We start from the raw sequence: 25,715 nt of genomic DNA, 5'->3' as shown, positions 1-25,715 counted from the left end.
TAGATACCTTGGCCTGTTCGCAAGAGATTCACCGACAGGTCAATTCGTACTAGTTCGACGCGGCCGTCTGTCTGCGCGCGAAGGGTAATTCCGCCCGGACGACGCCATCACGAGGAATGAACTTGTAGGAATCGACATGTTCCATCGTGATCAGACTACGATCGTTTTTCGCCATTCGTGGGAATGGAACGCTTTCATGCGCCACCAGTTCGTAGTCCTGTTGCATGTCGGCGAGCCACTGATTCAGAATGTCTTGATCGAGGGAATATCGTGCGTCGCGGTAGAGAACGCAACGCAATGGGCGTGTCGCCGAGACTTTTGTCACATCGGCGGGACGGAGCGACGCCCGGCTGACTTCAATGGCTCGGTTGCAGATAAAGTGAGCACACCAGCTCAGTTCTCGATGCTGATCCGGGACGAGATTGAATCCCAGGTCACTTTCCACGCAGACCACTTCTTCGGCGTAGTGGGCTCCCGCCCAGAACGATTGAGCGAACGCTCTGGCTCGGAAGTCGGATCGCGTTTTGTAGGGGCTGATCAGGTCGCGTCCGATCGACGCCCCTCCGACCGCGACTAGCAGCGTACAGATCGCAATCAAACCACGATTTCTCGATTCGCTGCCTTGCGCGATCCAGTCCTGAAGTTGAGCCAATCCCACTCCGCCCAGACAGCAGATCATCGGAGCCAGATGTTGCGAAAACTTGACGTGACCACCGTAGGGATATTTCTGCAGGGCGGCCGCCAGCAAATGCAATCCGGCTGGCGCCAGCAGTAGGCCCAGAATCAAAATCAGCCGACGTTTTGCGAGACTCCAGAGTCCCATCAGGCAAACAATGAGTGTCAGTGAACTGGCCCATTTAGGGCCGCCGAACGGGTAGGCCAGAAAGTCGCTCGCGTGGGTCTTCAAGAGCCAATATGGTACTAGCCAGGGTTGAGCGATGGGTGGGAAGTTTTCTTTCCAGTATGCACCCATGAATTCCGCTTCAGCACCATTTTGCACGCGGCCAACCATGCTGAACCAGGTCACAAAACTGGCAACCAGGCTGGCGTTCCAAACCGCCCAGAGCAGCCATTCACGTTGTGATCCGTGCTGGGTCAGCAGTACAGCGGCCACAACCAGGCTCATCCCCCCCGCTGCAAAGACGGCCGGGTATGAGACACCCATGACGATGGGCATCGCCACAGCCAGCAGGATCAGGATTCGGCTGTCCCGCCGTTGGAACCAGTCGACGACGCAGGATAGCATCACGAGCGACACAAACATGTCGCTGCCGTAGGGCTTGGCTTCCGCAGCGTAGCGAATACCAGGGTATGAGACGGCGAACATCGCGATCGCGAAGATGAGCGCCGGGCCGGACAGCAGTTTCTCGGCGACGCGGCGAAAGACGAAGAGGCTGGCGATCGAGCACACAAACGGAAACAACCGCAGGGCGTATTCCGAGAAGCCGAACAGCTTCACGAGCGCCCGTTCGATCCACAGAAATAGCACGGGCGCGACCTGGTGATAGTCGAGTGGCCGCAAGAGCTCTGCGAAACTGCGGCTGATGAAGTTGACACACAAGAACGATTCGTCGTCCCACAGGGGAAAGCACAAGTAGTACCGAACGACCCTCGCAAGCAATCCCAATCCGATCAGCCAGCCGATGATCCTTTGGGTACGTTGCTGGTCGGTGTCGAAATGAGCCGAACTCGAATCGATTTGCGGCGTCAGCGCGAACCAGTTGCGACAACGGATCACCAGCTCCTCCCATCGTGTTCCGTCGTGGCGAGTCGTTAACGCGGATGGAAGGTTTGGTTCCGATGTGTGTGGCGGCATGGTGTTAACGATACGTCAAAAAGTGTCAGAAGGGCCCTGATTTCATTACGGTAACCGTTCACCGCCCGCAGAGAGGGGAACAGGCACAATTTCCCGGTTCATTCGAATCTGAATCGCATCGACCAGAGCAACTCTTTCTTTTGTTGCGGGAAAATGAGTCAGTCGCCGGTCTGTGAACGGTGACTGACTCATGTCCTTGTTTACCGAGCCAGACTGCGATGGCCCATGATTCGATTGACTCCCTTTCCGAAGCCAAACATCGCCCAAAGCATCGCCAGCTTGGCGATGTTGGCGGGTGTTCCCAGGATCCCGCGACGATAGATGTGGAAACGGAAGATGATGCGACAGGCGTAGAAGAACGCACGCCATTGTTCGGCAGGAGGTACACGGGTCCAACTGATTCGATTGAGGTGATAGATCAGCTGTGCCCACACTTCGATTTTTCTGAGCCGCCGGTTTGCAGTCTTCTGTGTCTTATGGCTGTTGGTGTAGTAGAACATCGTGTTCGGCTCACCAACGACCTGCTCACGCACCATCAGATCGAACATCCAGACCAGATCACCGTAGTCGAGTGGGAAGTTCACCCATTGGGGAGTCGCCGTTTTGATCCAGTTGGTGCGATAGAGTCCATAGATCCATTCGCAGCCAGCGTCTTTGATGAAGACGTCCAGTGTGGTCCATCGATCCGCATTCGGGGCTGGTGGAATGACGTGTTGAATCCGGTCGCCGTGCGAGATTGTTTTCTCGGTCGTGATCGACGGCGTTGCCAGCACGGCTGTGGGACAGGCATCCAGACGGCGGCTGAGCAATTCGACATAGTCCTTTGCCCAGGTGTCGTCATGAGCGGCCCACATGAAATACTTGCCGCGGGCGTGTTCCACCACCCACAAGAAGTTGGCGATCGCGCCGCGATTCTCCGGCTGTCGCGTCAGGCGAATTCGCGGATCAAGCCGCGCGTACTCTTCACAGATCGCTTGAGTCACACCGTCGGTTGATGCGTTGTCCGACAGAATAATTTCAAAATTGCCCTCCGACTGAGCCAGCACACTTTTGAGAGCGCGTCGGAGCGTTTCGCCCCCGTTGTAAACAGGCATTCCAATCGAAACGAGAGGGGTCGACATTCTGCGCCATCCTTTCCGCAGCACTCGGCATTGTCTGGACTTTTCGAGCAGACGTCATCTGGCCGCGTCGCAATCCGATTGCGATTGATGGCCCTAAAGTCCAATCTTCAACGAATATCCACCGAGCGTCGACGTGGCATAATTCACTTCTGGGAACCGGTCAAGCCCGCTTGAGGAAGGCGTTTGGCCAGTAGGTCACGCGATCTGTGACGATTCCCTCGTTAAATGGGAACGCGGGCTCTTCCAGCGTAAATTCTGGATGTTTCTTCAGGAATTCGTCGACCGCCGTCTGAGGGTTATTCGTGTCCCAATCAGGCGAGGTGCGAGGAGCTCCGACAACATCTTTCATGATGCCGTCCATCGCCACGATGTAGGAACCCGATGTGACGAGTGGTCCGTAGGCTTCTAGTTCTTTCATCACGTGATCGGCGGTATGACAACTGTCCAGAAACACGATCGTCGTTTCACCGGGACGGATCTGCTCACGAACTTTGCCGACCACGTCTTGAGAAGTGGAGTCGCCTTCGAACATGGTGATGTACGAGGCGAGTGGATGGGCTTCGATTGCCTCTCGATTCTTCGGACGGATCTCGATGTCGACCCCGACCACTCGGCCTTTGCCGATCATCTGGCACAGACTGGCCGAATAAATCAGCGATCCGCCGTGTGCGATGCCGGTTTCAATGATCACGTCGGGCTGAATTTGATAGATTACTTCCTGCAGACGAATCATATCATCGGGCAGTTGAATGATCGGGCGGCCCAGCCAGGTGAATCCATAGACGTACTTGGTGTCCCAGCCAACGCGCAGCCAGGCTTTCGTCACCTCTCGAAACCCTTCGGCACTGGCGAAAGGTAGGCGGCGCAGTTCACCGCTGGGACCGGGTACCTCGATCACGGCATTTTCGAAGTCGATTTTCATGCGGCGTACTTGCCTGTTTGATGTGAGAAATGCGAGCGGAAGCCGCTCACGATGGAACAGATCATCGCATCCAGACTGCGGGGCGCATACTGGAATTCGTCGACCAGGCGACGGACGTCGATCGGCGGAAAGGTAATGGTTGGCGATCCGGGTGCCACGTGGAAGCGCGTTCCCGTGAGCAGCCCGAGTCTCGCGACAATTTCACGGTGCGTTGTATTCACGCCTGACGCGAGGTTGTAGATCGAATGCTTTCCGCTAGTGCCGAGTCGCAGCAAGATGTCTGCGACGTCCGAGACCGAGACATAATCTTTGGCCGAATCGAGCGCCGTCCGAAGTTCGACACGCCCCGTCTTGAGCCCTTCTCGTAGTACGCTGATCAGGAAATTGTCGGATGTGACGTCCATTCCCACGACGTTCGACAACCGGGCGATCTTGACCTTGCGGCCATGCGTCAGGGCCAGGCTTTCACCCATCAGTTTGGAGATGTTGTAGAGGTCACTGAAATCGGACGAAAGGACACTCACCGGGGTCTCTTCGGAAACGGCGACGGTACCGTCACTGCCGATCATGTTCGTTAGACAACGCGAATAGACGCGTGTTGACGACAAATACACGAGCGAATCGAAGGACGTTTGTGTCAAAATCTCTTGCAGTTTCGTGACATGAGCTGTCACCGTGTCATGTGGCCGCTGACGGAAATCGGACGTCAGCCCGATGGCGTAGATCACATGGCCCAGATCGAGCCCCTCAAGCGCCGCATCGCGGGCGGGGCAGAAAACGTCGTGTCCCTGGCGTTGAGCCAACGCGGCCAGATGGGAACCGATGAACCCGGATGCACCGAGGACGGTGTATTTCATGTCCGCTCTCCAATCTTCTTGAGCGGATTGCCGGCGTAAATTCCGTAGGATTCGAGTTCCCCTCGAACCAGGGCACAGGCTCCGACGACCGCACCGCGACGAAGGATCGCGCCGTCGAGCACTACACTGCCAGCGCCGATCCAGACGTCATCCTCAATGACGATCCCCCCTTTGCTGGGCGAGAATCGCTGTTCGACGATCAACTGGTTTCGGTCACGACAGGCATGATTGACGGGAGCAAGGGTGCAATTGGCGGCGATGAGAACATGGTCGCCCATGCGGACGCCATTCCCCGAATAAATCACCGTTCCTGAATTGATGAAGCAATGCTCACCGATGACGACGTCGTCAGTTCCGCCTGCACATTTGATGCGCACGAACGAGTCGATAACCGAATTCGCTCCAACGCGGATTTTGGTTCCGCGGGTCGATTCATCGATGTCCGCAAATTTCGAGATGCGAGCGGAATTGTCCGCGACAAGCATTTCAGGCTCCAGATCGCGTCAGGCCGCTCTCCGAATGGATTAAAAAGGTTGAGGTGATTCACTTCCTGATCCACGATAGCGTCCGCGGCACACGTGAAAGTCGCATGCGCAGCGCCATTGCATCAAGATTGCCCAAACCACCGCGCGGTGACGATAGGTGAACCCTCTAAGAGGGTCAAGATGACCTTTTGGGGGGAAGTCACTCGAGGGGGCATAGATGATTCATTCGATGCCAGAGACGCGATGTGAGCTTCAAGTCTCGCCGGCTGCGCTCGTGATCGTCGCCCGGGTTTCTTTCACCGGGTTTCTTTCAGAGTGCAGGCCAGTTCTGATCTTTGTCGCCAATGACAGTGACAGGACTTGGCCATGAGATCCCGATTTTCTCGTCGTTCCAGCGGAAGCCACGGGAACTACTCGCATGGAATTCGTGTGACATCTGGTAGAAAACTTCTGACTGATCGGTCAGGGTCTGGAAGCCGTGTGCGAATTCTTCGGGGATGTAAAGCATCTGTCGGTTCTCGGCCGACAATTCGGCGGCGAACCACTGGCGATATGTCGGCGAGACTGGACGCATATCGACGATCACGTCGTAGATGGCACCCGCAGTGCAGCGAACGAGTTTGGTTTCCGCATGCGGCGCGGCCTGATAGTGCATGCCGCGGACGGTGCCCGCTTTATGATTGAACGAGATGTTGCACTGCGTGAACTGATCGCAAAGCCCGCGTTCGGCAAACTCGCGCTGACACCACGACCTCGCGAAGAACCCTCGCGGATCTTCCATTCGTTCAGGCTCGATCAGGTACGCACCACGAAGCGGCGTCTCTCGAAAGATCACGGTATCCCTCGCCGTAGTTCTCCGTGTCTCTGTGCCTCTGTGTCTCCCTCACCACCGCTGGACCCCGCCGAACGCGACGTTCACTTTGGGGACGCACTGGTGGTGTGCGAGACACAGAGGCACAGGGACACGGAGATGAGACTGAAAATCAGGCGACCCGTACTTGGGGGATCGGCACGATGAACTTGCCGCCCTGGTCTCGGTACTTGGCTTGCTGGGCCAGGACTTCTTCTGCGAAGTTCCAGGTCAGCAGCAGACAGTAGTCGGGCTGATCTTCAGTCAGCCGTGTGGGATCGCAGATCTTGAGTTTGGTACCGGGAGTGTACCGGCCTTGCTTTACGGTGCTACGGTCAACGACATAGTCGAGTAACTCAGTACCGATCCCAAAGTAGTTCAGCAGCGTGCTGCCCTTGGCCGATGCTCCGTAAACGGCGATGCGCTTTCCGTCGGCCTTGATCGAATGCAAAAGCTCGACAAGCTGCTTCCGCAGGCCTTCGACGCGATTCCCAAATGATTGGTAGTAAGCATCATCGCGGACCCAGGTTGATTCCTGCTGCAGAAGCTGTACTACGGCGGGTTGAATCGGTGCACTTCCCGCGTGTGACGCGAAGATTCGTAGCGAGCCACCGTGAATGGTCAAACGTTCGACGTCGACAATACTCAGGCCATGCTGCTGGAACAGTTGCTTTAGGGCTGTCAGCGAGAAGTAGCACAGATGTTCGTGATAGATCGTGTCGAATTCGACATGATCCAGCAGGTCTTTCAGGTAAGGCGCTTCGACGACGACCACACCGTTTGGTTTGAGCATCGCCGCGAAGCCGGCGACGACACCATTTAGATCGGCGACGTGAGCCAGGACGTTGTTGGCGTGAATGACGTCAGCCCGTTGGCCCGCTTGAGCCAGTTGGGTGGCGAGATCTTTCCCGAAGAATTCGCTAATAGTCCGGACGCCGCGTTCGGCTTCTGCGACCTTGGCGATATTTTGGGCCGGTTCGATCCCTAAAACCGGAACGCCCGCTTTGTGATACCACTGCAGCAGATATCCATCGTTGCTGGCAATCTCGACCGCAAGGCTCTCAGGTCCCAAGTTGCGCGTGGTACGCATCCGGTCGGCGATGGTGCGGGCATGTGCCACCATCGTGTCCGAGAACGACGAGAAGTAGGAATACTCTCGAAATAAAATCTCGGGCGGAACGGTTTCGGTGATTTGTGCCAGCGAACAATCAGGGCACCATGCGAGCTCCAGTGGCCACGTCTGTTCGTGAGCGGCCAGTTGGTCTTCGCGCAGCAACGCATTCGCGAGCGGGGTTTGACCGAGCGAAAGAATCGAGTTCAGGCCGACTTGGCCGCAAATCCGACAGGCCACATCGTGCTGGTGTGTTTGACCGTTGGCTGCAGGTGATTCGTGTACCATGCGATTGTCCTACGGAGGCCTTCCTCCAAGGTGAATAGCGGACGCCAGTTCAGAAGTTCACGGGCCTTCTGGGCACTGAGATACTGATGCGGAATTTCGTGACTGGCCTCGCCCAGTATTTCGGGCTCCAGCTTCGACCTCATCACATTGAGCACCATGCGAACGATGTCGGTCACGGAAAGCTGAATTTCTGTGGAGAGGTTGAAGGCCTGTCCGGCCAGATCAGGCCGTCGTGCAAGTTGTTCGGCGAGGAACATATACGCGGCGGCACCATCCTCGACGTAGAAATAGTCTCGGACGAACGTCCCATCAGAGCGGATCAAGGGACGTTGATCGCGTAAGACCGAGCGGATGGTTCCGGGAATAATGCGATTCCAATTCAGATCGCCGCCGCCGTAAAAATTGCCGCAACGCGTGATCATGACGGGCAAGCCGTAGGTGACCGCATAAGTCTGTGCAATCAAATCGCTGCACGATTTGCTGACGTCATACGGATGCTGACCGGCCAGGGGCGTGTCTTCCGTATAAGGAAGTGTCTTCGCTTCGCCGTAGGCTTTGTCGGAGGATGCCACAATGATTTGGCCGACTTTCGGTGAGCGGCGGCAGGCCTCCAGTAGTTTCCAGGTGCCGCCAATGTTGGCTTCGAAGGTCGAGATCGGGTTGCGGTTGGCAATGCCGACGATGGTCTGGGCGGCCAGATGCATGACGGTCGAGATTTCAAATTCGCCCAGGGCTCGTTCCAGGACCGCCTGGTCGCACAGGTCGCCATTCACGACGGTGACTTCGTCGATCATGCGGCTTTTGAACAATTCCGATTGAGGTGTCCAGTCGCGGATCAGACAGACCACATCGGCTTCGGCGTCGAGTAATCGGCGGACCAACCATCCACCAACTAGTCCCGTGGCGCCCGTGACGAAGACGCGTCGATCGCGCCAGAACGTTTTGTCGAAGCTGCCGCAGGATTCCATCATGATGTTTTCTTCTCGGCTCAATCAGTGATCGGCGGTCAGGGATCGAGACGCCCCGTGGTCGCACGTGTCTCGATCGACAGACGTCTGGTGCTACGCGGCTTTGGGTCTCAATTTCAGTGTGGGAATCTCGGCGTCACGATCCCAGGTTCGCCAGGGGGCTGATCCCGATTGCCACATCTGTTCGAGGTAATGCTTGTCACGCAGGGTGTCCATGCATTGCCAGAACCCGTCGTGTTCGTAGGCGGCCAGTTGACCGTCGGCCGCGACACGACTGAGGGCGTCGGCTTCCAGACTGTCGGTGTCGCTCGCGAGGTAATCGAAAATGGCCGGTTCAAAGACCAGAAAGCCGCCGTTGATCCAGCCTTCGCCTTTGACGGATTTTTCGTTGAAGCAGCTCACGATGCCGTCTTCGATCGTCAGTCCGCCAAACCTCGCGGGCGGGCGGACTGCGGTGACGGTGGCGATCTTGCCTTGTTTGCGGTGGAAATCGAGCAGCGCTGACAAATCGACATTGGAAACGCCGTCGCCATAAGTCAGCATAAACGTGTCGTCCGACAGGAATCGCCTGAGCCGCAGCAGTCTTCCGCCCGTCAGCGTCGACAGGCCGGTTTCGACGAGATTCACATTCCAGCTCTCGACTTCAACGTCGGTCCGTTTGATCGACTTCTTGGCGAAATCGATCGACAGGCTGCCGGACAGGTTGTATCGCTCAAGGAAGTAACCCTTGATGAAGTCGCCCATATACCCCAGGGCGATATAGAAGTCATCAAACCGAAATTGGTCGTAATGCTTCATGATGTGCCAAAGGATCGGCTTGCCGCCGATTTCGACCATCGGTTTTGGGCGGGCGGTCGTTTCTTCCTGCAGCCGAGTTCCCATGCCCCCGGCGAGAATGACTACTCGCATCGCGCGCCCCGTAAAAATCCATTTTTCGATCAGGACGGATTCGCTCTGGAATCCCATGTCCGACACTTCAATCCATGAAGGGACCGCCGCTTTTGATCTGCGGTGACCGTGGGGAATGTAAGAACGGCCTTTCCGAGTGTCAAGATCAGCGCAGAGCCATGAACGCTCTCCTTCCCGATAAGGTTCTCAAATTCGCGTTGTTGATTGGAAGCAATCTCACTACAGTCCGCGGCCCCGACGTGCAAGGACTACTGAACGAAGTGTGGTGAGAACGAGCATGAACATGTTCAAGATGACCGCTGACTCGCGATTGAAGCTGGCGTTCATGTGGTTGGTCTCATTGGCCATTCTCTTGGTGATCTGGCCTGTCTATCGGTCTGTTTTGAACGTCGAGATCGACACGAACGAAGGATGGAATGCGTTCTATGCCGACGCGGCTATGGGCCGTATGCCGCTCTATCCCGACTCCGATCAACTGATCACGAACAACTATCCACCGTTGTCCTTTTACGTCGTCGGATACCTGGGTCGTGCGATTGGAGATGTGATTTTCGCTGGCCGACTGATTTCGCTCGTTTCCGTTCTGGCGATCGGATTCGCCGTGGGAATTTGCGTGCGGCAGTTTAATGGGACACCGGCGGCTGCGTGGCTGGCAGGACTGTACTTCGTCGCGACGATGTGCGGATTCTTTACCGACTATGTGGGGATGAACGATCCCCAGTTGTTCGCTCAAGCGATCATGACGGCTGGGTTTGCCCTGTTTCTCGCCGCGAACCGCCGTGGTCACGGCTTCGTACTGCCTCTCTTGGTGATGGTCGTGGCGGGATTTTTCAAGCACAATATTGTGTCGATGCCGATGACCGCGATGATCTGGCTGGTCGTCAAGCATCCACGGCAATCGTTGAAGCCCAGTGCCGCGGCGATGGGCGCGATCGTGGCAGGATTTGTCATTTGCCACTTGGCATACGGGCCCGACTTTCTTCTGAATATGCTGGCCCCACGGTTTTACACCTGGCGGCATCCCGTCGGTGCGATCGGACATTTGCAATGGGTCATCGTCGGGTTGATGGCCTGGACGTATATCGGATTTCAGCAGCGCCGAGAGGGCGCTGTTCAGCTTTGCAATCTGCTTGTCGGCATTTCGTTTGTCATGTTCTTCTTGCAGAAGGCCGGCGATGGAGTGGGACATAATGCGCAGTTTGATCTGGTGATTGCAGTCTCGATCGGAGTGGGGCTGGTCTTCGACGCGCTGGCACGACCGGCGCTGGCCGGAACCTACGCTCCCGCATTTCTGCGTGCCACGTTTGTCACAATGATTTGCTGTCGTCTGATGATGACCTCACGCTTTGAGCCGGTCCGGCTACTCGTCGACCGTACGTTTCATGAGAACCTCAAGGTCTCGCAAGATGTCATGGCCGAGACCGTGTCTCGAATCCAGGCGTTTCCGAATGACGCCGCGGGGTCGAACTACGCCTGCTTTCGTTCAGGTAAGCCGTTCACGATCGACCTGTTCAATACTGGTCAACGGGTCAAGTTGAACCGGCTACCCAGGGATATCATCGACAACAAAGTCGCGGACGGTACATTGCAGATCTTCTGGCTCGAATCCAAGAAGTCGTCACAGCCGGTTGTCCAGGCCGCATTCTCTGAACTGGCACCTGTTGAATGAGTTAGGAGTTCATCGTGACGATTTCATTCTTCGCGAGTTCCAATGGATGAATTCTCGCGCCGTGGGCCGCTTTTTGTCAGATCCCATTGCTGCACGTACGACTCGTCAGGGCAGTTCTGGTTTCCGCCAAATTACGGGAGCGCTATTCGCGAGGACCGGGCCCGGCGTGCTGCGACCGCGTGCAATGAGTTCTGCCATTTCGTCGGTCAGTTGTCGTACGATTGCGGGTTGGCTCTCGGCCAGGTTCTGCTGCTCGCTCACATCGACGCTTAAGTCGTAAAGCTGCAGCGACGGCAACGATTTGGCGGCCGATGAGTTCGGACGCGGCTCACTCCATCCGCCCGAGTCTCCACAGAAACACAGTTTCCACTGACCACGTCGCAATGCGAATGAGCCGTTAATCGAATGATGAACGAGCGATTCGCGAACCCGATGCAGTGAGGCGCCGGGTATCAAATGCGATCTCCAGGAAAAGCTGTCGACCGCGACGTTCTCGGGTCGTTTGATCTCCACGAGGTCGATGCAAGTCGCGAACGTGTCCTGCAGTCCAGTCAGCTTCGAACAGGTTTCGCCAGCGGGAATACGGCCGGGCCAACTCACGATATATGGGACACGGTGACCTCCCTCGAAGATGTCGGCCTTGTGGCCACGGAAATGATGGCTGGGGTTGTGACCGAAGCGTGCGAGTTCGGGAAAATCGGCCTGCGGCGAGCATCCATTGTCGCTAGTCACGATCACAATGGTGCGTTCGGTCAGATGCTGATCGCGAACCGTTTGCAGAATTCGTCCGATGGCGTCATCGGTTTCCTCGACGAAGTCACCGTAGTGATTGGTACCGCTATGGCCCTGCCACTGTTTTGTGGGAACGATGGGGGTGTGCGGCGACGCGAGTGGGACGTAGCAGAAAAAGGGCTTTGAACCGATTGCTGCATGTTGCTTGAGGTATTCGATGACATGTCCTGTAAGTGTTGGCAAGACCTGGGCGGCATCGAAATCGGCGGCCGCGGGACCGCGGCGCGTTTGTCCCTGTTCGCGACCGAGCAGCATGGGAAATTCTTTATCGACGGTCGGGATGACGGCAACGCGATCGTTGTCGAGGAATGTATACGGAACCATGTCGAGTGATGCGGCGATGCCAAAATATCGATTGAACCCGACGCTCAAGGGGCCATTTCGAAACGGCTGACGATAATCGACACGCCATCCGTCGCTGCCCTTTTCGATGGCATCCGTGAAGGCAGGTTCGTTCGGCAGACGAGACCATTCCATGCCCAGATGCCACTTGCCGAAGCAGGCCGTGTCATAACCTTCCGCATGCAGCATATCGGCCAGAGTGCGGACCTCAGGTTCGATCAAGCGGGGGCTAAGGCCGCCCAGCACACCACTCTGCAATCGCGTACGCCAGTTGTACCGGCCTGTCAGCAGGCCATAGCGTGTTGGCGTACACACGGCCGAACTTGAGTGCGCATCGGTGAAGCTGACTCCGTCTTTGGCGAGTCGGTCGAGATGGGGAGTCCGGAATTTGCATTGTGGATTCAGAGCGGCGACATCTCCATAACCGAGATCATCACATAGAATTAACAGTACATTGGGACGTTCGGCGGCCGAGACCTGAACGGTTGCGGTCCATCCGATGATCAGCAGCGCGAAATTGAGAATCCGCCAATTTCTGGTACGGCCCGAGTTCTTTTGCGGGAAATGATGAACCGGTCGGTGGCGTTGATCGTTGTCCATGATGTTCTCGCTACGCATAAAGTGAGCGGAATCGATTCGATTCGTATACCAATCCTGTCACAATCTCGCGAGGATCTCGCGGCCTGTGGGAAATTACGGTGGGTGGCCTCATACCGATTCAAAATGGCAGACGGCATGAACGCCAATTTGCCTGACCCCTTGATTCGGCAGGCCTTTGGGGGGCAGTTCAGGCCACATGTGGGCGAAGATCGAATGGTCTTTCTCAGTGAGCAATTGCGTGTGTTGAAGTGACGCGCTCTGCGATAGACGAATCGCGTGAAATCGACTCAACTACCGGACCTCGATTTCAAATTGCTGAACCCAGGAGTGTTTTGTGAATCCGTTACGACTGAGGATCGATCCCGTCATCCGCAATGCGGAAGACGTGCGCAGTCGCGTGGAGCGTGAGATCCCCCATCACACGGGATTGATGAGCCTTGCCGGGGGGGTCGCGGCGGCGGCCAGCGAAGCCAAGCATGTCGCCGAACGTTTGCGTCGGCCATTTGGCATTCATCGGCTGCCAGCCTTATTTCTGGTTGTGGCTCTGTTGATGCTTGTCGCCTGGATCTATGTCCATTTCTTCCGCACTTATACGTTGACGATTGCCCTACCCGATCGCGACGCACACGAGTTGAATGAGCGCTCGAAACGAGTCGATCGACTGGAGCTTAAACCGGTTTTCGTGGCGGGATCACCAGAAGCTGCGAAACTGGTGGAACAGGGAGCGGTGGATCTCGCGTTTGTGCAAGGCGGGATTGAAATCCAGTCAGGGCTGCCCAGGTTGGAGACCCCTGATCCAGAAGTCGTCTTATGGTTCGTACGGCCGAGGGCGACGGATTTGCAATCCGTGCGCCGCGTACTGACATCGGTCGAAGGGGCCGGAAGTCATTCGGTGGCACAACAGTTCATGAAGGCCTGGAAGATCGACAAACAGGTGAGGTATCTACATGACTGGGTCGAGTTGACGGGCAACGAAAAGTACGTAATTCCTGAAGATGTTGATGCGGTGTTTGCTGTCAAAGATCTGGCGGACGAAAAGACCTTGCATGCGAGCGATCGGCTGGCCGAAGCAGGGTTTCGCCTTGCTGCACCCGATCTGGGGGCTCGGCTGGCGCATCTGGACTATTTGAAGCCGACGATCATTCCCGCAGGGTATCTTCGCAGTGCGCCCCCCTACCCAACCGAGGCTACTTCAACGTACTCGGTTGCCACTTATCTGGTGGCGAAACGAGCGCTGACGGCGCGGATGCTGGCGGCGGCCAGCCACCTGCTTGACGGTCAGCCCTTGTCGATTACCGATGGCCGATATGAGCCAACATTGGGGGAAACGAGTGAGTTCGTCCAGGGAGTCGATGCGTTCCTGGGAATCATTATCAATCTCGTTCTGGCGTTTCTCGCGCTGACCGGACTTGAGATGCTTGCGTATCGAAAACGCTTTCATGAGCTGAATTCCCTGGTCAGCTTGATCAGTATCCATCAGAGCTCGAAGGATGTCCTAGGAGTGAAGGATGAGACGCTGCGGCACGATCATCTGCTGTACCTCAGCCTGTGCAGCGACTTGCTGGGGTTGGTCAGCATGATTGGTGGATACTATACGCAAGAGAACTCGTCACTGTTGTTCAGCGGCATGCCCGAGATCATTCACCAGCGCTGTGATGGATTGAAGATCAATATCCAGTTGAAAATCCTACATGCAACAATCAAGACCGAACCAGTTGATCCAATGTCGGTCCCGTCGAATCCACCCATCACCCCCGTGAAGGTGGTGTGATTGAGAGGCGAGCGGCCATCTCGTTCCGTGAGATACCCCCAGGCAATGCTGTGAAGGATTTTTTCGTTGGATTGCGGGTACCAATCAACGCGGGGCACAAGTTTTATGTGCCACCTTGGCGATCTATTTGTCTCAGGCCCGATTGGGCCTGAAGATTTGTGACGCAACTTGACGACTTTGCGATGTCCATAAAGTTGCGCCCTGGGCTACCGTGGGACTCGTGATTCGTACAGGCTGCGAAGTCGTGGGCTATTGAGGACATCCCGGTTGACGAGGTTGGTTGGAGTACGCCCTGCGGCGACGTCGATCAAGCTTTGACAGGCACTGCGGCCGATCCCCTGAAAGCACTCGTCAGTCCAGCAGATGCCGTGTGGCGACAGAATCACGTTGTCGAGCGCCAGCAAAGGATCGTCGTTCGCGATCGGTTCAACGGCAAAGACGTCTAATCCCGCGCCGGCGATTCGTTGTTCGGCCAGAGCGTCGGTCAGTGCGAGTTGGTCAATGATCGGACCGCGGGCCACGTTAATGAGATAGGCATTCGATTTCATGAGCGCCAGGCGGTCGGCATTCAGCAGGTGATGCGTTTCTGGCGTCAGTGCGCAGCTCACAATCAGATAATCGGATTCCTGTAAGATCGTTTCGAATGACACCAGTTCGACACCCGCGACCGAGGTCTTCAGGAACGGATCATAGCCCAGATGCCGCATTTCGAACGGTGCGGCCAGTTGAAAGATCTCACGTCCGATATTGCCGACGCCCAGCACACCCAACGTTCGCCCCTTGACGCCCTGCCCCATGTGGTTGAGTTTTTCGGCCCACCGCCCGGTACGCGTTAAGCGATCTTTGATGAGCAACTTGTGGGAGAGTGCCAGCAGGAGAGTGATGGCCGAGACGGCGACGGGGCGGCGGACTCCGTCGGGTGTGATTGTCAGCATCACTCCGGCCGCAGTGCAGGCGGGAACATCCACGTTGTCGTAGCCGACGCCAAATCGTGCGATCAGACTCAGGCGATCATTGCCGACGAGTGTTGCGGCCGTGACTTGCGGAGCCAAGACCAGCAATCCGTCAAACCCCGCGATCTGCTGAGGTGTGAGTATCGGTGAGTGATCTGCCAGGAATTCCCACGTCACGTTGGGCGCGGTGTCGAATAACGACAATCCGATATCGCCAAACCCGATCGTGCCATCGGGTTTGAGGAAGTCTCGAGTCAATCCAATTCGAAACGGTGACGAAGCGGGCATCTCACCAATCCTGTCTGGATGACAATGTCGTCAATTCATGGTTCGGAAGACCGAGGTATCCATCCTAACGTCACCGCAAAAATTTGCGAAAGTTCAGCTCGATTTGGCGAGGACATCTTTCCAATCGACGCGTTTCGCATCGGCCCACAGGCCTTCGAGATCGTACAACTCGCGCGCATCGGCCAGGAAGACGTGGACGACGATATCGCCCCAGTCCTGCAGGATCCAAGAACTTTGTTCGTACCCTTCGGTCGCAGGAGGTTTATTTCCGCGGGACTTCATCAGGACGCGAACTTCGTCAGTCAGCGCGTGCATCTGGCGAATATTGGCGCCGGTTGCAATGACGAAAAAGTCCATAATCGGCGTGATCGCCGTCAAATCAAGTACGACGACGTCCTTACCGCGATACTCTTCGCAGAGTTTGGCAATGTGACACGCATCTTCCAAGCTGCGTTGCAGTCGGGGTGTTGCGGAGGTGGCTGCGGCGGGAGAAATAGCGAAACTCCAGGGATCGGCGACGGATTTTGACGGAGGTCTGTCCTGTCGGACACCCTAACGTTGTAAGAGGTTCACCCACCCTTGTTCAAGCGCCGATGCAAAACAGGTGATCGAAATACGGAAGTTGATGCGTGCTCAATCCGTCACGCGGAACGCATTTTCGAGAGGAAATATTTGTGGAAACACGAAGCGCGGCACCACGATTTCGGGGAAACCCGCGATTTCGAATGGGCCAGTTTTCTGGTGTTTCGCAGGGGTTCGCGCATTGACCGCGGTGGCCGGTCAGTTACGATATGGCCGCTGTCCTGTGGGTCGCACAAGACACGTTTGGCCGTCCCTGTTCGGGATGTGCTAAACACTGCGGGGTTACCCCGCGGTCGCAGAGTTGTTCCTCAATCGAGCTGTGAAGAGCTGTGACGGTAGTCGATACCGTCAACAGCTCTTCGCCACGGGATCGGTTGTGCGGCCCGCAGGTCAGTATTTTTGTTTCGACTGCAGTGCCAATCCCCATTTGCGGTCCTGTGAATGTGCCATCGAAAGATTCGCGGTGATTGCGGAGTAGCGTCAGTCTCTATGGAAACGGCTTCATGGGGTTAATTCGTTGGCTAATGCAGCGTCTCGGGTGGGGATCGTCGCGCGGACCCGTTCCGACTGAATCCAACTCACGGCCTGCTTCCGAACAAGCCTCTGCCAAATCCGAGAATCTCACGCCGACATCACTTCGAACGACCCGCCGCAGTTACCCGCCAGGCCGTGCGCGACTTGTTGCTTCGACTCGCGTCGAATCTGATATTACTCGTCCATCCATGGCGTACGTCGAAACGGAAGGCGAGCCGTACAACTATGCTCGTTACGGCTCGCAAACCGGCCGCTACCTGGATCTCAGCCGTGATGCGAATGAAGCTCGGCTCGCTCAATTTGGTTTGCCCGTCTTACGGACGCCCGATGATCTCGCGAACTGGATCGGCCTTCCGCTGAACAAGGTGGCTTGGCTGGTTCACCGATTTTCTGCGGGCCGACCGGCCACGGTGAAAGACGCACACTATCATTTTCACTGGTTGAAGAAGCGTCAAGGGGGCTGGCGACTGATCGAAGCGCCCAAGGCGATGCTTAAGCTTGTCCAGACGAAAATCCTGCGCGAGCTGCTCGATCCGATTCCCGTTCACAGATCCGCGCATGGATTCACGGTCGGTCGGTCGATCGTGACGAATGCGCTGCCACATGTCGGACAGCACGTCGTATTGAAGCTGGACTTGTCCAACTTTTATACCACGGTCAGCTTTGCCCGCGTCGTCGCCATTTTCCGTGGTCTTGGCTATTCGCGCGAAGTGGCGATCTGGCTTGGTTTACTCACCACGTCCGCAGTGCCTGGCAATCTGGGGTTTCAAGAACAGGGACCCTATGCGCTTGTCGCTTATTTGCGGCGACATCTACCGCAGGGAGCCCCGACATCGCCCGGGTTGGCAAACTTGTCTGCGTTCGGACTGGATGCGAGGATCACGGGATTGGCCAAGTCATTTGGCGCGACCTACACGCGTTATGCGGACGACTTGACGATCTCGGGATCCAAGGAATTGACCCGCGGATTGCGGGCGATCATTCCACTCGTGCAGCAGATTGTCAGGCAAGAGCGATTCTTTGTGAACCACAAAAAACGGCGCATCTTGCGTTCCCATCAGCGACAGTCGGTAACCGGGGTGGTCGTCAACGAAAAGCCGAATATCTCACGCGGCGATTACGATCGGTTGAAGGCGATGCTCACAAATTGCCAGCGTCACGGGCCGTCGTCTCAAAATCGCGATGGAGTCGTCGATTTCTACAATCATTTGCGAGGCTGCATTGCACATGTTTCGATGTTGAACCCAGTTCGCGGTCAGAAATTGACCGAGCTGTTTCAGGTCATCGATTGGGCGAGGTGACGCTTCGCACGTGTTGCGAAAATCTTCATAAATCGGCTGATCCTTCCCGGCGAGGCCCGGAAGATGCTACGACATGGTTGTCGTAATGACGGATTGGTTTGGCCAGTCAGCCTGGCTGGAACGTCCCGTCGTGGCGCCTACCATCATACAAGGCTGGCGAATTGTCACCTTGTGCTACGAACATCGCGCATGAAAGCGATTCACGAGTCATCCAAAGGATACCGGCAGCAATGGACCAAACCATGGTTCTCGCGTCGCCGCTCTAAGTTAAGGAGAATGAGATTATGAAGAATCCGTATCTGTCCGCTGTTTGGAGGCGGCCGCTGCTGTGGTGCTTGGTCGTTGTGATTTCGTCGTTCGGTCCAATGACCCAGGCCGCCGATTCCCCCGGTCATTTCTACGAGCGCGTGCTGCGTGATGATGCGGGCGAACACAAGTATCTTGTGTTTATCCCGACAGGCTATCGATCTGAGAAAGCGTCCCCCGCGATGTTGTTTCTGCACGGGGCGGGCGAGCGGGGAACAGACAATCGTTTGCCACTGACGGTGGGAATTGCGCCGTTCATACAGGCGCGGGTGCAGAGCTTTCCGTTTCTGGTTGTGATTCCGCAGTGCGAAATGGCGGATGGTCGCATTCTTGAATCGTGGAATGCCGATCACGTCAACGGCAAGCGCGCATTGGCGATCCTGGACGATGCCCGAAAGCACTATAACTTTGATGAAAAGCGGGTCGTCCTGACGGGATGGTCCATGGGCGGCTATGGCACCTGGAGTCTGGCGACGGCAGAACCGACGCGATGGTCTGCGGTTGTGCCTTTGTCCGGTGGCGGAGACGCGCGGCGCGTTGAGGGGCTGAAAGACGTACCCGTCTGGGCCTTTCATGGTGAGAAAGACACCCTGATCAAGTCAGAAGACGGACGCAAGATTGTCGAAGCACTCAGCGCGGCAGGTGGGACGGCGACTTACACCGAACTGCCGGATGCTGGCCATGATATCAACACCGAAGTCTACGGTAACGATGCTGTGATTGCCTGGATGCTTGATCCTCGCAGGACCCCAGCAAAGTTGGGAACCGCAACCGTTAAGCCTGTGCCGGCGATCTCGGTTCCGTTCGTTCCTGCGCTCGAGATTTCACAGGCGGTGGGTGTGCGACTGGGCAACGAAGTGCTGGATATCATGTCGTACTCGATTCCTCGCACCATCTCGCCCAGCATGTTGTCGGGAAGCCTGGGCGACATGTTCGACAGTACGGTCGCGTCGGGGCGACAGTTCAGCATTCGCTTCGGTGGCATCTCGTACTCGGGCCAATTGGAACGGATTGTAGCGCGAGGATACGGCAAAGATCGGATTCTGGTGCAACTCGGAATCCGCAACGTCGCGATCACCATTGCCGGAACATCGGTGACTGGGGAACGTCATTCGGCTCAGGCAGGCCCGATCGCCATCCGAATTGGGTATGCCTATCCGGTCTGGTTCAATCTGGAACTGACCCCCTACGTGGCAGATCGTAAGATTCGGCTACGGCTGATCGGGGCCGGATTCCAGATCCCGCAAGACAATTGGTCGGTCTCACAACCGGCGGGAGTCTCTGTCCAGGGATTCGGCATGACGCAAGAGGCCGTCGTGAGCGGTTTGACGAACGGGCTGTACGGAGCCCGAGGCCGGATTGAAAATGCGGTGCTGAGTATCGCGCCCCAAATCGTGCAGGAGATCGAAAAGAATCTCGTCCTGCCGAATTCGGCGACGCAGGCCACCGAATCAGGTTCGACCATGACGAAGTTATGGCCGCTGCCCATGTATCCGCCCCGTTTTCAGGCCTGGCCAGAACAAATCTCGGCGGACGAAAATGGGTTGTCGCTCGTGGTGGGCTTAACAGTGGCGAGCTTGAATCCGTTCACGCCGGTGAAAGAGTTGAAGCGTGCGACGGGGACAAATATTTCGCTTCAGCAGGTCCCCACCGACAAGTTGATGCACGTCGTGGTGGCTCCCAACATCCTCGAACCGATCACGGCCATGTTTGTGGAAAGCCATCAGGCACGGCTGGATCTTCTCGACATTCCTGAACCGCTGTTTGCAAAATTGGCCGATCGCGCCACTCTTCAGGAACTGATCCCGGATCTGGCACAGTTCGGTGACGGATTACGAGTTCGTTCGACGGTCAATGTGCTGAAGCCTTTGACAGTTCGGAACGCGTCGTCCGCTACGGGTTCCGAGGGGGCGAAGTCACTGGAATTCGAACTGCCGAAGGTTCAGGTCTTGATTTCCATCAAATCGACAATGGAACAAGCAGAGTGGCAACCCTGCGCTGCATTTGACCTGGATCTGTCGCAACAGTTGAAGGCGAGCCTGCAGAAGCCGTCACACGATCAGCGAATTGTGGCCCTCGATTGGCTTTCGGCGGCGAAGGCTCAGGGCACAGGAAAGTTTGCTGACGGGTATTCAGCGAAAGACGCGACGTTGAAATCAGACCGCTATGTGGAACTGTTCAACGAAGCGTGGGCCGCGTATTTCGCGGGAATTAAAGGCTCGTCCGCGGAAATCCCGGATCTGCCGATTGGTGATTCGAAGATGCGGCTGGCCGATGTCAAATTTGGTTCGCCTGCGATCGACGTGACGTATACCCTGGCTCGAATCAAGATCTCGAACCTCAGCAATGAATCGTTCACCTATCAGACGAAGGCTCCATCAAGTTCATGGGGCGAGCCATTGACGCTGAAGCCTGGTGCATTTCATGAGTTCGAGATTCCATACCCCTTGACGTATCGCAGGAACCTGGGACCGAGCACTGAGGTCTATACACTGCCGGTGGGCTCACATTCGGAGTACCGGGTTCCGGTCACGGGTGGCGCCCCCCGGCTCTTCGCCGCCAAACGTCCCTGATCGTGTCAAGGAAGGAACAACCGTGATCCATCGACGACAGCGAAAGCTCACGTGTTTACTGGTCAATCTGACCGTGGTTCTGTTTCTGCAAGCGACAGGACACGGTGACGAGTTGCCCAAACATGGTTTGAACGCTGTCTCGGATCGGGGGATGGTTGTTTCCGTCTCGCGAGACGCATCAGAGGTTGGTCAACGAGTTCTCGATGCGGGCGGAAATGCCGTCGACGCGGCCGTCGCGGTGGGTTTCGCGTTGGCGGTCACCTGGCCCGAAGCGGGCAACATCGGGGGCGGCGGCTTTATGCTCGTCCATCCACCGCAGGGCCAGGCACCGGCCATGTTCGACTATCGCGAGTGTGCACCGGCGGCGGCGACGGTGGACATGTTCGCCACGGGCGACGAATCGCAGTATCGATTAGTCGGCGTCCCGGGCACGGTGCGCGGATTGGAGTTGGCTCATCGCCGTTTTGGACGGCTGAAATGGGCGGCACTCGTTCGGCCAGCGGTGGAATTGGCGCGTGATGGTTTTGTTGTCAGCCAGGAATTGGCCCAGTCATTGAACACCGTTCTGGCTGCGAATCGCGACAACGGCGAGTTGCAACGGGTGCTTGGCAAAGACGGCGGTTCCCGGCCATGGCAGCAAGGAGATCACCTCGTGCAGCCGGATCTGGCCAAAACTCTACAGCGGATCGCAGAGCAAGGATCGCCCGGTTTCTACGAAGGGCCAACGGCGGACGCGATTGAACAAGAAATGCGGCGGGGCGGCGGCCTGATCACAAAAGCCGATCTTGCGGCGTATGAGGCGAAAGAGCGAACTCCAGTGCGTGGCACCTACCGTGGATTTGACATCTACGCTTCCGCCCCGCCCAGTTCGGGTGGAATCGTATTGCTCGAGATGTTGAATGCCGTTGAGGGGTTTCAGTTGCGTCGTGAAGGACGCTGGTCAGCGAAAACCCTGCACGTCATGGTTGAAGCGATGCGCCGCGCATACTGTGACCGGGCGCGTTATCTGGGCGATCCCGACTTCAACACGATTCCTGAATTCCTGACTTCGAAAGAGTACGGAGCAAAGCTCGCAGAATCGATTTCGTTGACTCGGGCCACGCCGTCGGCGGAATGGGGCGCGGATATCTATCTACCGGCAGAGAACGAGCACACCACGCACTACAGCATCGTCGACCACGACGGAATGGCCGTTTCGAACACGTACACGCTGGAAGATGAATTTGGCTCGCGGATCGTCGTCCGCGGGGCCGGTCTCTTATTGAATAACGAGATGGGTGACTTTAATCCCAAACCGGGCGTGACAAATGCCAAGGGATTGATTGGGACGAAGCCGAACCTGGTCGCCCCCGCCAAGCGAATGCTCAGCTCGATGTGTCCCGTCATTGTTTCGAAAGACGGTCGGGCAGTCCTGGTGACAGGCAGTCCCGGCGGGCGCACGATCATCAATACCTTGTTTTGCGTGATCATGAATGTGCTTGAGTTCGAAATGCCGCTGAGAGAGGCCGTCGACGCGCCGCGTATGCATCATCCGTGGATGCCCGATACGTTGCGGATCGAGGAACGGTTGCAGAAAGAGCATCACAGTGAACTTCAGCGACTGCGCGAAATGGGCCACTCGATCGAAGAGCCGCCAAAGCGCCAAGGTGACGCACATTCGATTTTCATTTCTCGCGACACTGGAAAACGCCTGGGAGTTGGCGATCTTCGCCGACACGGCTGGGCGGCCGGACAATAACGCACGTTGGTCGACGGCCGGCGAGACATGGCACGACGGTCGGTCGAATTCAGATTCGACGCAGACTTGTGCGGCCATTCAGGCAACGTTGTCTCTTCATTCCCCAGCTTCCGCTTGGCATGTTTTCCCCTCGTTGCCAAGCGGAAGCTGGGGAACGCTTCTTGCACATTAGAAATCGGTACGTCGGACCGAGGACATTTTCCTGCTCGACAGGAAAGTGAATTGCAAGAGACGGAGACGTTACCAAGCAGGTGCTTGGTAACGAGGGAAAAGCTCGAAATTGTCTCGGTTGTTGGTATTGATTCAGGCGAGCTGACTTTTTTCGTCTCTCACAAATCCGTCACGGACGCGGCCCTTCTGGATGGCGATCGTGGATTGGTCTGCTGCCGTCTGATTGACTCTTTTCGATCAGACTTCCATGATGCGTTGCGAGTCGGAATGAGGCCAGTCCGCTTTCAGAGAGGTTGTCATGCGCGATGCAACTCACGGTTTGAATCGGATCGTTCGGTGGGGGTTGTTCGTCCTAGCCTGTTTTGCATTCGAGGTGCGGGTGGTGCCCGCGGCCGACGGAAAATGGCCTAAGGTGGGACGTGTCGAACAGCAGCCTCTTGCCGCGGCGACCGAACGGCTGATTCAGGCTTTGGAGTTTGTTGGTTCGCCGATGGATGCAGAAACGCGGACCAAACTCGAAGAGTCTTTGAAGTTGCCCAGTGCGGCTGATTGTACCGAGGCCGTTGAGAAAATTCTCGATCCACTGTGTCTGGTTGCCGTGTCGATCAATCCGGAAAGCCGCGTTTCGGTGGTGGAAGGTCCAGTCAAGAAGGAGCTCGTTCAACAGGGATGGAGAACCTTTTTGGTGAAGGTTCACAACGAGGCCGGTGTCACAGCACCGCTTGTTCCTGAGAGCCCCAATTTGTTGCCGGTCTATCAGCGAGGAAAGAAGGCGCGTGAGAAACCGATGACTGACGAGAAACTCGTTCAGCCATCGGATGTTCCGAATCGGTTTCTCGATGCCGATATGTTCGACAAGCAGCCATTGAAACCGGGCCTTTCGGGACTTGAACTGGAATACCGCATTCTGCAGCTTTACTGCCGCGATGTTGGCAGACGTGAAGTGTCGCTCGGTTTCAATGTGGGACAGGGCACGCAGGATCTGGGGTTTCGCAGCACTGTTCCGTTGCTCTTCAACAGTGTTCTGGCGGTCGAAGTCGTTCTGGGGATTAAGGACTTTGACGGAACACCGACCTTTGCTGCGTTGACGTTTCGCGATGCTCGGGGGCGAGTCTATCCCAATCCGTCGCGACGACTGGCACCCGACTTCTTCTTTCACGAGCAGATTTATCGTGGTGATGGTGAGTCGGTGATGCTTCCTCCTGGTGATTACACCGTGACGGTTCAGCGCGGTCCTGAATATCGCGTTGACCAGTTGCCGTTGAAAGTCACGGGCAACGCGGTCAGCCAACGGCAGGAGATTTCGTTGCGGCGCTGGATTCACGCTGCCAAACGCGGTTGGATTTCGGGCGATCACCACGTGCATGCCGCGGGATGCTCTCACTATGACAGCCCGACTGAAGGAGTCACTCCCGGTGACATGCTTCGGCACATTCTGGGCGAAGATTTGAATATCGGGTGCGTACTCTCGTGGGGCCCCTGCTGGTACACGCAGAAACGCTACTTCGAAGGAAAGACGTCCGCACTATCACGACCGAACTATCTGATGCGCTACGACGTCGAAGTGTCGGGCTTTCCTTCATCGCATGCGGGACACCTTTGCCTGCTCAAGTTGATTGAAGACGATTATCCCGGCACGACGCTGCTGGAAGAATGGCCGAGCTGGACGCAGCCGGTCCTGGAATGGGGGCAAAAACAAGGTGGCGTCGTCGGCTACAGTCACAGCGGATGGGGACTCGCCCTGCCTGATGTGATGCCCGATGGATCTCGCAAATTTTCGGACAAGCCGAATGGTGGCGCGAGTGCCGGCTGGCAGGGAAAAGCGGCGGAGAAGCTGCCCGACCTCGCGATGCCGCGATTCGATGGCATTGGCGCGAACGAATTCATCGTGACGGCGACGAACGGTACCTGCGACTTTATTTCCGCCGTCGACACCCCGGCAATCTGGGAACTGAATATCTGGTATCACACGCTGAACTGCGGGATGCGGACGCGAATTAGCGGCGAGACGGATTTTCCCTGTATCTATGGCGACAAGGTGGGGCTTGGCCGAGTCTACGTGAAGCTGCCGCTCGATCAGCCCGTCGATTATGACACCTGGGTGCAGGGTGTCAAAGATGGACGCAGCTATTGTGGCGATGGTTTGAGCCATCTGTTCGACTTCGCCGTCAACGGGTTTGAAGCGGGAATGACCGGCCCCTCCGGGAAGTCGAGTCAGCTCGATCTGAAAGAACCTGGAAAGGTGCGTATCACGTGCGAGGCCGCCGCGCTTCTCGCGGAGAAACCGACGCCGCAATCGGACGCCATTCGAGCGAAACGCCTGGATGAAAAGCCGTACTGGCATCTTGAACGTGCGCGAATTGGTGACACGCAGATCGTCCCCGTGGAACTGATTGTGAACGGGGTTCCTGTCGAACGGAAAACGATACCGGCGGACGGTTCACTGCAGAATCTCACGTTTGACTATGACTTGAAGCAATCGAGCTGGATTGCACTGCGGATCATGCCGTCCTGTCATACGAATCCCGTGTTTGTGGAAGTCGCTGGCAAACCGGTTCGCGCCAGTCGTTCGAGTGCCGACTGGTGCCTGAAAGCGGTTGACGTTTGTTGGAACGCCAAGCAGCGTGCGATCCGCGAAAAAGAACGAACTTCGGCAAAAGAGGCGTATAACAAAGCTCGCGAGGTCTACGCCAAAGTCCTTGGCGAGGCGACGGGCGAATGATGCTCGTTCCTTCAAGCTCTGGTGGATTGGATGGTGGAAGGACTCG

18 protein-coding genes are annotated in these 25,715 nt (G+C 56.6%); 6 read left to right on the top strand and 12 right to left on the bottom strand.

Going from position 1 to position 25,715, the window contains the following annotated elements; genetic code table 11:
• Positions 1 to 49 precede the first annotated feature (49 nt).
• From OSO_RS0139070 to rfbF, 9 genes are all read right to left on the bottom strand, one after another.
• A complete protein-coding gene (locus tag OSO_RS0139070; RefSeq protein ID WP_010588152.1) occupies positions 50 to 1,738 on the bottom strand; it encodes an ArnT family glycosyltransferase in 1,689 nt (562 codons plus the stop codon).
• Positions 1,739 to 2,016: 278 nt separating this feature from the next.
• Complete coding sequence (locus OSO_RS49200; RefSeq protein WP_010588151.1) at positions 2,017 to 2,937, bottom strand: glycosyltransferase family 2 protein; 921 nt, start codon at positions 2,935 to 2,937, stop codon at positions 2,017 to 2,019.
• A 160-nt stretch (positions 2,938 to 3,097) separates the two neighbouring features.
• Positions 3,098 to 3,859, bottom strand: a complete 762-nt coding sequence (locus OSO_RS0139055; RefSeq protein ID WP_010588150.1) for a cephalosporin hydroxylase family protein — start codon at positions 3,857 to 3,859, stop codon at positions 3,098 to 3,100.
• Positions 3,856 to 4,716 (bottom strand): NAD-dependent epimerase/dehydratase family protein, encoded by an 861-nt coding sequence (locus tag OSO_RS46850; protein ID WP_010588149.1) that lies wholly within the window; start codon positions 4,714 to 4,716, stop codon positions 3,856 to 3,858. The genes OSO_RS0139055 and OSO_RS46850 overlap by 4 nt, the downstream gene beginning before the upstream one ends.
• Positions 4,713 to 5,201 carry an acyltransferase gene (locus OSO_RS0139045; RefSeq protein ID WP_010588148.1) on the bottom strand — a complete coding sequence of 163 codons (489 nt, stop codon included), beginning with the start codon at positions 5,199 to 5,201 and terminating at the stop codon, positions 4,713 to 4,715. The genes OSO_RS46850 and OSO_RS0139045 overlap by 4 nt, the downstream gene beginning before the upstream one ends.
• A 310-nt stretch (positions 5,202 to 5,511) precedes the next feature.
• Positions 5,512 to 6,036 carry a dTDP-4-dehydrorhamnose 3,5-epimerase gene (gene rfbC, locus OSO_RS0139040; RefSeq protein ID WP_010588147.1) on the bottom strand — a complete coding sequence of 175 codons (525 nt, stop codon included), beginning with the start codon at positions 6,034 to 6,036 and terminating at the stop codon, positions 5,512 to 5,514.
• Positions 6,037 to 6,184: 148 nt separating this feature from the next.
• On the bottom strand, positions 6,185 to 7,450 hold the full coding sequence (locus OSO_RS0139035; protein ID WP_029247933.1) for a class I SAM-dependent methyltransferase: 1,266 nt from the start codon (positions 7,448 to 7,450) through the stop codon (positions 6,185 to 6,187).
• The gene (locus OSO_RS0139030) at positions 7,369 to 8,418 is read right to left on the bottom strand and encodes an NAD-dependent epimerase/dehydratase family protein (RefSeq protein ID WP_010588145.1); all 1,050 of its coding nucleotides are present in this window, start codon (positions 8,416 to 8,418) and stop codon (positions 7,369 to 7,371) included. The genes OSO_RS0139035 and OSO_RS0139030 overlap by 82 nt, the downstream gene beginning before the upstream one ends.
• 93 nt (positions 8,419 to 8,511) lie before the next feature.
• Positions 8,512 to 9,327, bottom strand: coding sequence for a glucose-1-phosphate cytidylyltransferase (gene rfbF, locus OSO_RS0139025; protein WP_040593970.1), 816 nt, complete (start codon positions 9,325 to 9,327; stop codon positions 8,512 to 8,514).
• 283 nt (positions 9,328 to 9,610) lie between these two features.
• Between rfbF and OSO_RS0139015 the strand changes: the two genes are divergently transcribed.
• A complete protein-coding gene (locus OSO_RS0139015) occupies positions 9,611 to 10,996 on the top strand; it encodes a glycosyltransferase family protein (protein ID WP_010588143.1) in 1,386 nt (461 codons plus the stop codon).
• Between the two features lie 105 nt (positions 10,997 to 11,101).
• Here OSO_RS0139015 and OSO_RS0139010 read toward each other — a convergent pair whose 3' ends face one another.
• On the bottom strand, positions 11,102 to 12,730 hold the full coding sequence (locus OSO_RS0139010; RefSeq protein WP_157606180.1) for a sulfatase family protein: 1,629 nt from the start codon (positions 12,728 to 12,730) through the stop codon (positions 11,102 to 11,104).
• Between the two features lie 334 nt (positions 12,731 to 13,064).
• Here OSO_RS0139010 and OSO_RS0139000 point away from each other — a divergent pair, with 334 nt between their 5' ends.
• On the top strand, positions 13,065 to 14,501 hold the full coding sequence (locus tag OSO_RS0139000) for a TAXI family TRAP transporter solute-binding subunit (protein ID WP_010588140.1): 1,437 nt from the start codon (positions 13,065 to 13,067) through the stop codon (positions 14,499 to 14,501).
• A gap of 206 nt (positions 14,502 to 14,707) precedes the next feature.
• Here the strand turns inward: OSO_RS0139000 and OSO_RS0138995 are convergent, their stop codons facing one another.
• Entirely contained in the window at positions 14,708 to 15,742 is a 1,035-nt protein-coding gene (locus OSO_RS0138995; RefSeq protein ID WP_010588139.1) for an NAD(P)-dependent oxidoreductase, read from the bottom strand.
• 93 nt (positions 15,743 to 15,835) lie between these two features.
• Positions 15,836 to 16,189, bottom strand: coding sequence for a ribosome silencing factor (gene rsfS / locus OSO_RS0138990; protein ID WP_010588138.1), 354 nt, complete (start codon positions 16,187 to 16,189; stop codon positions 15,836 to 15,838).
• Between the two features lie 638 nt (positions 16,190 to 16,827).
• On the opposite strand from rsfS, the gene OSO_RS46845 reads away from it, so the two are divergent.
• From OSO_RS46845 to OSO_RS0138965, 4 genes are all read left to right on the top strand, one after another.
• The gene (locus OSO_RS46845) at positions 16,828 to 18,159 is read left to right on the top strand and encodes a reverse transcriptase family protein (protein WP_010588137.1); all 1,332 of its coding nucleotides are present in this window, start codon (positions 16,828 to 16,830) and stop codon (positions 18,157 to 18,159) included.
• 284 nt (positions 18,160 to 18,443) lie between these two features.
• Entirely contained in the window at positions 18,444 to 21,038 is a 2,595-nt protein-coding gene (locus tag OSO_RS49195; protein WP_010588136.1) for a carboxylesterase family protein, read from the top strand.
• 22 nt (positions 21,039 to 21,060) lie between these two features.
• Complete coding sequence (gene ggt / locus OSO_RS0138970) at positions 21,061 to 22,776, top strand: gamma-glutamyltransferase (protein WP_010588135.1); 1,716 nt, start codon at positions 21,061 to 21,063, stop codon at positions 22,774 to 22,776.
• A 469-nt stretch (positions 22,777 to 23,245) separates the two neighbouring features.
• Positions 23,246 to 25,669 carry a CehA/McbA family metallohydrolase gene (locus tag OSO_RS0138965; protein ID WP_162130588.1) on the top strand — a complete coding sequence of 808 codons (2,424 nt, stop codon included), beginning with the start codon at positions 23,246 to 23,248 and terminating at the stop codon, positions 25,667 to 25,669.
• The last annotated feature ends 46 nt before the right edge of the window (positions 25,670 to 25,715 follow it).

Source organism: Schlesneria paludicola DSM 18645 (assembly GCF_000255655.1).
In the GTDB taxonomy this organism is placed as follows: Bacteria; Planctomycetota; Planctomycetia; order Planctomycetales; family Planctomycetaceae; genus Schlesneria; species Schlesneria paludicola.
This window is presented reverse-complemented; position numbering and strand designations above follow the sequence as displayed.